This window comes from Acrocarpospora pleiomorpha (genome assembly GCF_009687885.1).
Taxonomy (GTDB): Bacteria; Actinomycetota; Actinomycetes; order Streptosporangiales; family Streptosporangiaceae; genus Acrocarpospora; species Acrocarpospora pleiomorpha.
Genome location: NZ_BLAF01000064.1, coordinates 36,908 through 47,129, shown reverse-complemented (window position 1 = coordinate 47,129; position 10,222 = coordinate 36,908). Strand labels below are relative to the sequence as shown.

Annotated in this window: 11 protein-coding genes; 4 read left to right on the top strand and 7 right to left on the bottom strand. The window is 69.3% G+C overall.

What is annotated here, in order from left to right:
• Window positions 1-1,597: 1,597 nt before the first annotated feature.
• From Aple_RS40305 to Aple_RS40295, 3 genes are read right to left on the bottom strand one after another with little or no spacing between them, the layout of a single operon-like run.
• Window positions 1,598-3,016 (bottom strand): MptA/MptB family glycosyltransferase, encoded by a 1,419-nt coding sequence (locus Aple_RS40305; RefSeq protein WP_246265085.1) that lies wholly within the window; start codon window positions 3,014-3,016, stop codon window positions 1,598-1,600.
• Window positions 3,013-3,774 carry a glycosyltransferase family 2 protein gene (locus Aple_RS40300; RefSeq protein WP_155350037.1) on the bottom strand — a complete coding sequence of 254 codons (762 nt, stop codon included), beginning with the start codon at window positions 3,772-3,774 and terminating at the stop codon, window positions 3,013-3,015. Before Aple_RS40300 ends, Aple_RS40305 begins: the two co-directional genes overlap by 4 nt.
• On the bottom strand, window positions 3,771-4,118 hold the full coding sequence (locus Aple_RS40295) for an STAS domain-containing protein (protein ID WP_155350036.1): 348 nt from the start codon (window positions 4,116-4,118) through the stop codon (window positions 3,771-3,773). Before Aple_RS40295 ends, Aple_RS40300 begins: the two co-directional genes overlap by 4 nt.
• A 183-nt stretch (window positions 4,119-4,301) precedes the next feature.
• On the opposite strand from Aple_RS40295, the gene Aple_RS40290 reads away from it, so the two are divergent.
• Window positions 4,302-4,667, top strand: a complete 366-nt coding sequence (locus Aple_RS40290) for a hypothetical protein (RefSeq protein WP_155350035.1) — start codon at window positions 4,302-4,304, stop codon at window positions 4,665-4,667.
• Between the two features lie 3 nt (window positions 4,668-4,670).
• Here the strand turns inward: Aple_RS40290 and Aple_RS40285 are convergent, their stop codons facing one another.
• Window positions 4,671-5,786, bottom strand: a complete 1,116-nt coding sequence (locus Aple_RS40285; RefSeq protein WP_246265084.1) for a sensor histidine kinase — start codon at window positions 5,784-5,786, stop codon at window positions 4,671-4,673.
• A complete protein-coding gene (locus Aple_RS40280) occupies window positions 5,783-6,484 on the bottom strand; it encodes a response regulator transcription factor (protein ID WP_155350034.1) in 702 nt (233 codons plus the stop codon). The genes Aple_RS40285 and Aple_RS40280 overlap by 4 nt, the downstream gene beginning before the upstream one ends.
• 118 nt (window positions 6,485-6,602) lie before the next feature.
• On the opposite strand from Aple_RS40280, the gene Aple_RS52460 reads away from it, so the two are divergent.
• The 3 genes from Aple_RS52460 to Aple_RS40270 are packed head-to-tail and all read left to right on the top strand — an operon-like array spanning window position 6,603 to window position 7,709.
• Entirely contained in the window at window positions 6,603-6,770 is a 168-nt protein-coding gene (locus Aple_RS52460) for a hypothetical protein (RefSeq protein WP_170317242.1), read from the top strand.
• Window positions 6,767-7,000, top strand: a complete 234-nt coding sequence (locus Aple_RS40275) for a DUF6412 domain-containing protein (RefSeq protein WP_155350033.1) — start codon at window positions 6,767-6,769, stop codon at window positions 6,998-7,000. The genes Aple_RS52460 and Aple_RS40275 overlap by 4 nt, the downstream gene beginning before the upstream one ends.
• A 49-nt stretch (window positions 7,001-7,049) precedes the next feature.
• Window positions 7,050-7,709: a YidC/Oxa1 family membrane protein insertase gene (locus Aple_RS40270; RefSeq protein ID WP_155350032.1), complete on the top strand. Its 660-nt coding sequence runs from the start codon at window positions 7,050-7,052 to the stop codon at window positions 7,707-7,709.
• Here Aple_RS40270 and Aple_RS40265 read toward each other — a convergent pair.
• The gene (locus Aple_RS40265; RefSeq protein WP_246265083.1) at window positions 7,706-8,158 is read right to left on the bottom strand and encodes an ATP-binding protein; all 453 of its coding nucleotides are present in this window, start codon (window positions 8,156-8,158) and stop codon (window positions 7,706-7,708) included. The genes Aple_RS40270 and Aple_RS40265 overlap by 4 nt on opposite strands.
• Window positions 8,159-8,294: 136 nt before the next feature.
• Window positions 8,295-10,205 carry a PAS domain S-box protein gene (locus tag Aple_RS40260; protein ID WP_155350031.1) on the bottom strand — a complete coding sequence of 637 codons (1,911 nt, stop codon included), beginning with the start codon at window positions 10,203-10,205 and terminating at the stop codon, window positions 8,295-8,297.
• Window positions 10,206-10,222: the final 17 nt, after the last annotated feature.

The window sequence follows — 10,222 nt, the reverse complement described above, 5'->3', positions numbered from 1 at the left end:
GGCCTGCTCGCCCAAACAATCACCGACGCCGGCGGAACGGTCGCCGCGATCGGCCCAGGAGCCGCCCTAGCCGCCGCCGACAAATCCGGAAATATCCAGAAATATGCGCCAACGCCCGCAGACCTCCCCGACCTAACCCCTTACTCCCTCATCGCCGCAGAAGCCAACGAACTATCCCGCGCCTGGACCCAATCCCAAACCGCCACAACCCCCGAAATGTCGAGCGACCTCGACGACAACACCCGCCAAGCAGCCGCCACCGAAGCCGACAAAACAATCGGCACCATCCTCGACCGAGTCCCCCCAGACTCCACCGTCCTCATTGTCGGCCTAGCCGACGCCAGCACCACCGCCCACCTTCACGTCGCCCTCGCCCAAGGCCCGAAATTTCCCCACAAATTCCTAACCGCCACCTCCACCCGCCAAAACGCCCTAGTAACGATCACCGACACCACCGCCACCATCCTCACCGAACTCACCCTCCCCACCCCCAAGATCGGCCGCACCTGGACCACCAACGGCGACACCCCCGACACCACCGCCCAAACCATCACCCAACTCTCCGACGCCGACCTAGCCAGCCAAGTCCTCCGAGACGTCCGAGAACCGTTCTTCCTCACCCTCGTCGCCCTCCAACTGATCTTCTACGCCCTAGCGGCCATCGCCATCCGCCGCCAATCCACCCCCCACCGCCGCCGCACCCTGATCGCCACCCAAACCGTCGCCGTCCTCAGCGGCGCCATCCCGATCTCCACCTTCCTGGCCCAACTCATCCCGTGGTGGAGCGCGAGCACCCCCATGCCCGCCCTAATCACCACAATCCTCGCCACCGCCGCCCTGATCACCGCCGCCGCCTTCGCCGGCCCCTGGCGCAAGGACGTGCTCGGCCCTCTCACGACCGTCGCCGCCGTCTCCTCCCTCGCGTTGCTCATCGACGTCATGACCGGCTCCCACCTCCAGGTCAACGCCGTCACCGGCTACGAACCCGTCACCGGCGGCCGCTTCTACGGCTTCGGCAACATGGCCTTCGCCATCTACTCCACCGGCACGATTCTGGCCCTCGCTGGCCTGGCCCACGCCCTGCGCCGCCGCCCCCGCCTGGCCATCACCCTCTGCCTCGCCTACGGCCTGCTAGCGATCTTCGCCGACGGCTGGCCCAGCTGGGGCGCCGACTTCGGCGGAGTGCCCTCGTTCGTGCTCGGTTTCGCCGTCTTCATGCTGATGCTCTCCGGCCACCGCGTCTCGATCGCCAGGCTGGCCGTCATCGGCGCCGCCGGAGCCGCCCTGATCGCCGCGATCGCGACCGCCGACTGGCTCCGCCCGCCCAACCAGCGCACCCACCTCGGCGCCTTCGTCCAGCAGGTCATGGACGGCGACGGCGGCTCGGTCATCGGCCGCAAGCTGGGCGCGATGCTGAGCACCCTCGGCAACCTCCCGCTGACCCTGCTCTCCCTGGTCGCGCTGGCGTTCCTCTACCTGGTCCTGGCCCGCCCGTCCAGGGTGGGCGCGGCCGCGCTCAGCCTTGCGTACGGCTATGCCCCGGCCCTGCGCGCGGGCCTGTTCGGCGCACTCACCGCAGCTCTGGCCGGCTTCCTGATCAACGACTCGGGGATCGCGATTCCGGCGATGGCGCTGACGGTCGCGGTGCCGCTGACCCTGGCGGCGTCGGTACGCGCCCTGCGCCTCGCCACGCCCACACCCCCAGCGCCACCGTCAGCGCCAGCAGTGTCCACGGCACCAGCTGCGCCCTGACGACGTCCACGAGCCAGCCCAGATCGGGCGGTTGTTGTGCTTGCCGGGCCGGAAGGTAGGCGAAGGAGAGCACGGCCAGCCGTACCGCCATGAAGCCATCCAGAGCGGAGGCCGGTATCAGGGCGAGCAGCGCGAAGGCGAGTCCGTCATACCAGGGCAGCACATAGGGGCTCGCGAACAGCCAGGCCACCACGAAGGCCAGCGAAACCGCCACCGCGTCCTGGCCGAGCTTGCGCACCAAACCCCAAGCCAGAGCCACGAACAGGAGCAAGGAGGCGATCTGGATCCAGATGCGGTACGCGCCCGGCCCGAACAGCCCCTGCAGGCCGTACTGCACGAGTTTCCAGGGGGTCGCCAGGGAGATCGACTTGCTGGCGTTGAGGACCTGGTCGAACGCGTGCGGCCCGGCCAGCCAGTACGCGACCCCGACCGTCGCCGTCGCCACCCCGGCGAGGAGGGCAAGCCTGGGCAGGTTCCGGCGAGACTCCCACGCGGGGCCGAGCGCGACCAGTCCTACGGTGACCTTCACCGCGATGCCCAGGCCGAGCAGGATCCCTCGCCGTACGGCGAAACGCGAGCCGACCACCAGAGCGGCGACCATGAAGACGATGGCGAAGGTGTCCACGTGCATTCCGGCCGCCAGCTGGTAGACGACCAGGGGGTTGACCGTCCAGAGCAGGGCGGCGCGGCGTTGCCGTACCTGGTCTGAGCGGGTGGCGTGGTGGAGGAGCAGGGCCGTGACGATGAACGCGGCGGCGTTGATCAGGGCCAGGACGAAGACCGTCAGGCGGACGGAGCCGCCGATCCAGCTGGCGAGGGCCTGGGCGGCGGTGGCGAGCGGGCCGTAGACGCTGGGGGTGTGCGTCCATTCTTCGACCCAGGAGAGTGGGATGTCCGAAGGGACGGTTACGTAGGGGTCGAAGCCGTGGGTGACCAGATATCCGGATGCGGCGTAGTTGAGGTGGTCGGCGGAGCCGAAGGGCGGGAGGAAGGCCAGGATCGCGGCGACCGTACAGCCGGTGATCACGAGCAGGCGGGGGTGCGGGCCGTCGGCGCGCAGGCCGGTGAGGAGGCCGATCGCGCCGAGCGCGAGCGCGGCGGCGGCCAGCGCGATGACCAGGTGGCCGTCCGGGTGAATCCCCAGCGAGTACGGCGGCTGCCCGGCCGACCCCGGGAGCTCGGGAACCATGGCCGACGGGCCCAGCAGAGCGACGGTGATCGTCAGCAGCAGCGAGCCGCCGATGCACCCAAGCGAGAATTTCACTTCGGTTTGAGGGAATCCAGCGCCTTGATGACCGTGGGCTCCCTGCTGGCGAGGGCGCGGGAGACGTCGCGCAGCTGTTTGGCGCGGTGCAGCTGGGCACGCCAGTCGGTGCCGGTGGCCCGGTGCGCCATCTCGACCTCGACCTCCACCACCCGGAATCCCCGGCGCAGCAGGTCGATGGTGAGGCCGGTCTCGACGCCGAACCCCTGGGCCAACGGCCGGGCCGCCTCGAACGCGCTGCGGGTCAGGCAGCGCTGCCCGTTGAGCGGCTGGGTGGCGTCCCAGCCGGTCGCGCGTTTGATGCCTTCCTTGGCGAGCTTGACCACGATGCCATGACCGCCCAGTTTCACCCGGGTCGCGAAGATCGCGATGGTCATGTCGGCTTCGCCCGTACGGACCGGTGTGATCAGCGGGGCGGCGGCCAGCGCGGTCTCGGCCAGGTCGCCGTCCAGGAACAGCAGGTGCCGGTGCGAGGGCCGCCCTTCCGGATCGGACCGGCCCTCCTCCAGCAGGCGCACGGCCTCCGCGCCGGTCTCCATCGCGGCGGCCTTGCCGCGGTTGCGGCTGTGCCGGACCACGGTGGCGCCCGCCGCCCTGGCCAGCCGCCCGGTCTGGTCGGCCGAGCCGTCGTCGACGACCAGCACCAGATCGACTCCGGGCAGCTCGCGGGCGGCGGTCACCGTGGCGGCGATCCGTTCGCCCTCGTCCCGCGCCGAGATGATCACCGCGGTATCCGGACTTGGGACCACCTCGGTCATCCGGTCTTTTCCGCCAGGTCCGCCGGGACACTCTCGTGCACGGTGAAGACCGAGTCCAGGCCGGTCACCTGAAGGATCTTGCGGACCGCCGGGCGGGGCGCGGCGACTTCGAGCACGCCGCCCCGTTCCTTGAGCCGTTTGAGCGCGGAGAGCAGCACGTTCATGCCCGTGGAGTCGCAGAACTCGACTCCGGACATGTCGATGACCACCCGGTCGGGACCGGTCTCCTCCAGCAGTCGGGTGAACTCCGACTGCAGGCGAGGCGCGGTATATAGGTCGATTTCGCCAGCGATGGCCATGACGGCGTGGCCGGCGTGGGATCGCGTCGAGACTTTGAGCTCCACAGCGCGCACACTAGCGCCGTCCCCGCCCTGGGTCACGTTTCCTGGGAATTACCGAAGAGTCGTCCGCCCTTTGTCCCCGATTTCGGCCCCACGTAAACGCGGAGTGCGCGAAGCTTGACGCTACGACACCGGCCCGGCCGGAAGGGGGGAGGGCCCTCGCTGTTGCCGGGGCCCACATCACGCATGAACACGGAACTTCCGGAAGACCCGCTGCGCCGCCGCCTGCGGGAACGGCTGGAGCTCATCCAGGTCAGAACCGACAAGGCGACCTCGTGGCGGGAGTCGTCGGCGACGTTGCGCGCGCTCGTCAATCGTGAGGGGTATGTGCCGATCAAGGCGAAGCTGGCGGTCGAGGATCTGGATTTCCTGGCCGGGGCGCGGGAGGAAGTGCTCAGCTTCGTCGAACTCGGGCTGCGCCTGCTTGACCTGCACCAGCCTCGCGACGCGGGCGGCATCACCAGCGATACCGCGCATCCGATCCTGCGCTGCCGCAGCTGCATGTGGCGCTGGCCCTGCCCGACATTTCGCGCCATGTCGGACGCGTTCTGATCGTCAGAGTCGTGCTGTCGGCAGGCGGATCTCGAAGCGGCAGCCCGGACCCTCGTTCGCCACGGTGACCGTGCCGCCGTGCGCCTCGACCAAGCCTTTCGTGATCGCCAGACCGAGCCCGCCGCCATCGGGCCCAGGCGTGCGGGCCAGCTCGCCACGAAAGGCCACATCGAAGACCCGCGCCAGATCGTCCGCCGGAATACCCCCACACGCATCCAGGACCGACAAACTCACCATTTCCCCATCCGTCACGGCCCTGATCGATACAGAACCATCCGACGGGGTATGCCGGATCGCATTGACCAGCAGGTTGCGCAGTGCCCGCCCGATCGCCCCCGGATCGGCGTGCACCGGCAGCACGGGCTCCACCTCCGTCATCAAGTGCACACCCCGGGCCAGCGGCTCCACTCCCGCCAGCACGTCGGCGACCACGTCCCCCAGCCCCACCCGCGCCTTCGCTAGCCGGAATGAACCCGCATGGATCCGGGACAACTCGAACAGGTCGTCCACCATCCCGGACAGTCGGTCCACCTCCAGCCTGATCTGTGCGTGATAGCGCCGGATTGTGGCTGGATCGTCGACCACGCCGTCCTCCAGCGCCTCGGCCATCGCCCGCATGCCCGCCAGCGGCGTACGCAGATCGTGGCTCACCCACGAGACCAGCTCGCGCCGCGCGCTCTCCAGGGTCCGCTCCCGCTCCCGGCCGTTGCGAATTCGCGCGTACGCCTGGTCGAGCGCCTGGCTGACCTTCTCCAGCTCGGCGGGGAGCGCGATCCGGTCGGGGGCCACGTACTCGCCGGTCTCGGTGACCTCCTCGACGGCGTTGACCAGCGCCTTGCTGGCCGCCACCAGCCGCCGCGCGGTGACCAGCGCGACCCCGACGCCGACGATCGCCCCAATCGCGATGATGGTGAGCACGATGTCCCGCGGCCGCCCGTCGATGACCATCGCCATCGTGATCGCCACGACCCCCGCCAGCGTGGCCAGCACGGTGATCACCGCGACCACGCTCAGCATCACGCCGATCGACCGCCGCCGCAGCAGGCGCAGCACGCCCACCCCGAGCAGCGCGATGATCAGGCCGAACCCGGCGCTGACGGCGAGCGCCTGGAAGATCACGACAATGGCTCGTAACGGTAGCCGACACCCCAGACCGTGACGATCCTGCGCGGATCTGTGGGATCAGCCTCGATCTTCTCCCGCAACCTGCGCACATGTACGGTCACCGTGGACGAATCCCCGAACGACCAGCCCCAGACCCGGTCCAGCAGCGCGGTCCGGCTGAACGCCTGGCGGGGGTTGCGCAGCAGGTAGGCGAGCAGGTCGAACTCACGCGCGGTGAGGGTGATCTCGGCGCCGCCGAGCCGCACCTCGTGGGCACCCACGTCCACCACCAGGTCGCCGTCCCTGAGCACGCCGGTGCCGGTCGGAACCAGCGCGCCACGCGCCCGGCGCAGCACCGACTGCACTCGTAACGCCAGCTCGCGCGGGCTGAACGGCTTGGTCACGTAGTCGTCGGCACCGGTCTCCAGACCGATCACCCGGTCGATCTCCTCACCCAGCGCGGTCAGCATGATCACCGGAACCGGCCAGCGCTCACGCAGCTTCCGGCACACTTGCAGTCCGTCCATCTTCGGCAACATCAGGTCGAGCACCAGCAGATCGGGCGGATTGGCCAGCGCCCGCCGCAACGCCTCAGCGCCATCCCCGACGCATTCGACCTCATGCCCGTCCCGCTCCAGATACCGGGCCACCACCTCGGCCACAGTCGGGTCATCGTCCACAACGAGGATGCGCGCGGCGGGATTGGTGGTCACCCTCCCAGACTAGGGCTCGCTGCTTGCACCCCCGCGAACCCGTTAGAAGGCCGTAATTGATTCACGTGAAACCTCTGATCTTCTCGCGACTGTCGGTGGCAGCGCGTATTTTGAGGTCATGGCCCGAACCGCGCTGACCGTCGTCGGCATCCTTCTCGCAATCTGGCTGGTGGTCAGCTTCCTGATCCCCGCCCTGTTCGCGACGCTGAAATTCCTGCTGATCTTCGCGCTGATCGCGCTCGCCGTCGTCGTGACGATCACCCTGGTGGGCAAGAGCTCACGATGATCCTCCAGGCCCTGCTCGGACTGCTCGCCCTGCCTGCCGGCGTGGGCGTGCTGGCCGCCGTGGGCCTGCTGCTCCTCTCCTGGGCGCTCGGCCGGCTGGCCGCCGCGCCCAGGATCGTGTCCGCGTTGCTCGGGGAGAGCGTTGAAGCCGTTGTCGTACGGCTTCGCGACCCGGGCACCGCCGGACGCCCCCGCCCGAGAGCCCCATCGGGAAGCCCGGCGCTCGCCTGACCACGAGCGCCTTCGTCATGTTCAAACCCTGACGAAAGGCTTCCCACCCATGTTCGACTTCGTGCTCTCCCCTGCCTACGACCTGCTCACCGCGCTCACCGGCCTGACCGGCGCCACGCTCGCCATCATCCTGCTCACCGTCGGCGTCCGGCTGCTGCTGCTCCCGCTCGGCCTGCGCCAGGCCCGCGCCCAGCGGGCGAAGGCCCGGCTCGCCCCGGACGTGGCGAAACTCCGCAAAAAGTTCGCCCGCGATCCGCAACGTTTCCAGCGGGAACTCGGCGCCCTCTACGCCCGCGAGGGCACGTCCATGTTCGCGGGGTTCGGCGCCGGGCTCGCGCAACTCCCGTTCTTCCTGGTGATGTACCGGTTGTTCGTCTCCGCGACGATCGCCGGACAGCCGAATCTCCTACTGGCGCAAAGTACGCTTGGGGTACCACTAGGTGAACATTTCGGTGCGGTCGTCGCACATTCGGGACTGTTCGGCGTGCCTTCGCTGATCTTCCTCGGGCTGTTCGTGCTGCTCGCGCTGGTCGCCTGGCAGTCGACGCGCCTGATTCCCGAAATGCCGGACGTGCCAATGTCGAGGCTGTTTCGACTGTTGCCTTATGGAAGCGTGATCGCCGCCGGATTCCTCCCGCTCGCCGCGGGTATCTATCTCGTGATCAGCACGGCTTGGACGACCGCCGAACGTTCCCTACGGACGGTTTAGACGACCTCACGCAGCGCGCACATTCCGGTCGTCCGCGTCTGCGTATTTCGGGCAGGCTGAGGCGCGTGCAGGATCGCCCAGACCGTCGTGGACTCGCCCTCGTGCCGTACGCCCCAGCGCTCGGCCAGGTATTCCACGATGCCGAGCCCGCGGCCCCCGAGGGACGACAGCGTCGGGCGGCCGGCCCGCGGTTCCGTGGCCGCGCCGCCGTCGCTGACGGAGATCTCCACGTGGCCTTCCGCACAGGCCCACGCCACTCTGAGCTGCCCGGATGCGAGCGGGTGCGCATGCCTCAGGGCGTTGCTGAGGAGCTCGCTCATCACCAGCACGGTGTCGTCGACCGCTCCCGCGTACACCCCGGATTCGAGCAGATCGGCGCTGAGGCGTTGTCGCGCGACGGCGACACTCGCCAGTGCATACGGCAACATGATGACGCTCGACGCACTCACCTCCCCGTATTCCCGTACCGCTGAGGGCCGCTAGGGACCGCGCACCCCAGTACGACCGAAATGCCCGCTTAGCTGAGAGCGGAAACCGATCGACCATTACAGCTTGTGAACATTGGAGGATAGGTCATACGTACCGTTACCCGTCCGTTACCGCGCCGGTGAGTCCGCTCCTGTAATGGGGTTCCCCGGCGTCCACCCGGAGCACGAAACGCATCCGGGTGCCGCCGCCGGGACGGGCCAGCGCGGTCACCTCGCCGCCCTGGGCCCGGGCCAAACTCCGCACGATGTAAAGCCCGAGGCCGACCCCGCCGAACCGGCGGCGATCGCCGCTGTCGCCCTGGACGAAACGCTCGAACACCCGCTCCCGGTCGGCCGGGCGGATGCCGATGCCCTCGTCGTCCACGACCAGCACCACGCTGTCGGCCTCCGGCCAGGCCTCGACCCGGATCAGACCGCCGTCCGGGGAGTACTTGAAGGCGTTCTCCAGCAGCTGGCCGAGCAGGATGTCGGTGGCCAGCGCGTCGCCGTGCACGGCTGGCAGGTCCTCCGGGATCGTCACCTCGACCCGGTGCCGGTCGGACAGCACGGGCAGGCCGAGGGTGGCCGCGTGCACCCGTTCGGCCAGGTCGAAACGTTCCGAGCGGACCGGGGGCTCGGCCGCGCCGGCCCGGGCGCCGAGCAGCAGGTGGTCGATGAGCTGGCCGAGGGATTTGGCGCGTTCCGCGATGGTGTGCACGGCGGAGCGGCGCTCGGTGTCGGACATCTTGTCCCAGCGGGCGTCCAGGGTGCTGGCGAACCCGCGCACCACCGTGATCGGGGTGCGCAGCTCGTGGCTGGTGGTGGCCAGGAACAGGTCCTTGGCCTCCTCCAGCTCCTTGGCCCTGGTGATGTCGCGGAAGTCGACCACGATCTCGCCGGTCTCATCGATCTCGGCGCAGAGCACGTCCAGCCAGCGGCCCGAGGGGAGCTGGATGGTCAGCTTCTCGCCGGGGAGCGGCAGCGCGAACGGGGGCGGGCCGCCGATGACCTCGTCCGCGGGGAACCCGGTGAGCTCGGCGGCGGACGGGTTCCACTGGATCACGCTGCCGGTTCCGTCCAGTACGGCGATGCCGTCCGCGCTGGCGTCGAAGACCGCGCGCTCGTGGGCGCGTTGCCGTACCGCGTCCTGGTAGGCGGTGGCATTGGCCACCGCGATGCCGGCGTGGCCGGCCAGGAGTTCCAGCAGTTCGAGCTCGAGATGGCCGGGTTTGCGCTTGGCGAACAGGGCGTAGAGCGCTCCATAGGGGCGACCGCCGACGGCCGCGATGCCGACCGCGATGGTGTGCAGACCGTCGAGCTTGGCCCAGATGAGGTCCTGAAGCCCCTCGTGCCCGGTTTCCAGCATGACCGGCTTGCCGGTGCGCAGGAGCTTGCCGACCAGGCTGGATCCCAGGTCGGCGGTGGCGCCGCGGATCGAGTCGGGCAACTGGTGCGAGCCGACCAGTCTCAGCCGGTCCCCCTCGATCAGGACGAAGCCGCCCGCGTCCGCGCCGGTCAGCTCGGTGAGGCTGGCGGCGATCCGGTCCAGCACGACCGGAAGGTCCAGCTCGGCGTTGATGTCGCCGACCACGTCGGTGAGGCGGCGGACCAGACGCGCCCGGCGAACCACCCGGCTGCGCGCGGCCTCGTCCTCCTCGGTGAGGTGATAAACGCTGACATATCCGAGTAGCGTGCCGGATTCGGTACGGAGCGCGCTCGTGTCGACCTGGACGTCCAGCAGCTGGCCGTCGCGGCGGAAACGTTTGGTCCTGAGCGAGACCTGGCCGCCGTTGCGCACCCGTTCCAGCACGGCGTTGTGCTCGGCCATCAGCTCGCTCGGCACCAGCGGCGCGCGGCGGCCGAGCAGCTCCGCGGCGGGCCAGCCGAACAGCCGCTCGGCGGCCGGATTCCAGCTGAGCACGGAGAGGTCGCGGTCCAGGGCGACGATGGCGTTGGCGGCCGCGGCCACCACGGCCTTGGCCAGACCATCGTCCTCGGTGTCCCATTCGTCCCTGTGATCACTCTCCATCCCTCCATCGTGCCTGT

Bases quoted from the DNA above. Each gene is read 5' to 3' on its own strand.
- Aple_RS40300 (WP_155350037.1), bottom strand. From the start codon at position 3,774: ATGACCGAGGTGGTCCCAAGTCCGGATACCGCGGTGATCATCTCGGCG.
- Aple_RS52460 (WP_170317242.1), top strand. From the start codon at position 6,603: ATGGCCCGAACCGCGCTGACCGTCGTCGGCATCCTTCTCGCAATCTGG.
- Aple_RS40260 (WP_155350031.1), bottom strand. From the start codon at position 10,205: ATGGAGAGTGATCACAGGGACGAATGGGACACCGAGGACGATGGTCTG.
- Aple_RS40270 (WP_155350032.1), top strand. From the start codon at position 7,050: ATGTTCGACTTCGTGCTCTCCCCTGCCTACGACCTGCTCACCGCGCTC.
- Aple_RS40275 (WP_155350033.1), top strand. From the start codon at position 6,767: ATGATCCTCCAGGCCCTGCTCGGACTGCTCGCCCTGCCTGCCGGCGTG.
- Aple_RS40290 (WP_155350035.1), top strand. From the start codon at position 4,302: ATGAACACGGAACTTCCGGAAGACCCGCTGCGCCGCCGCCTGCGGGAA.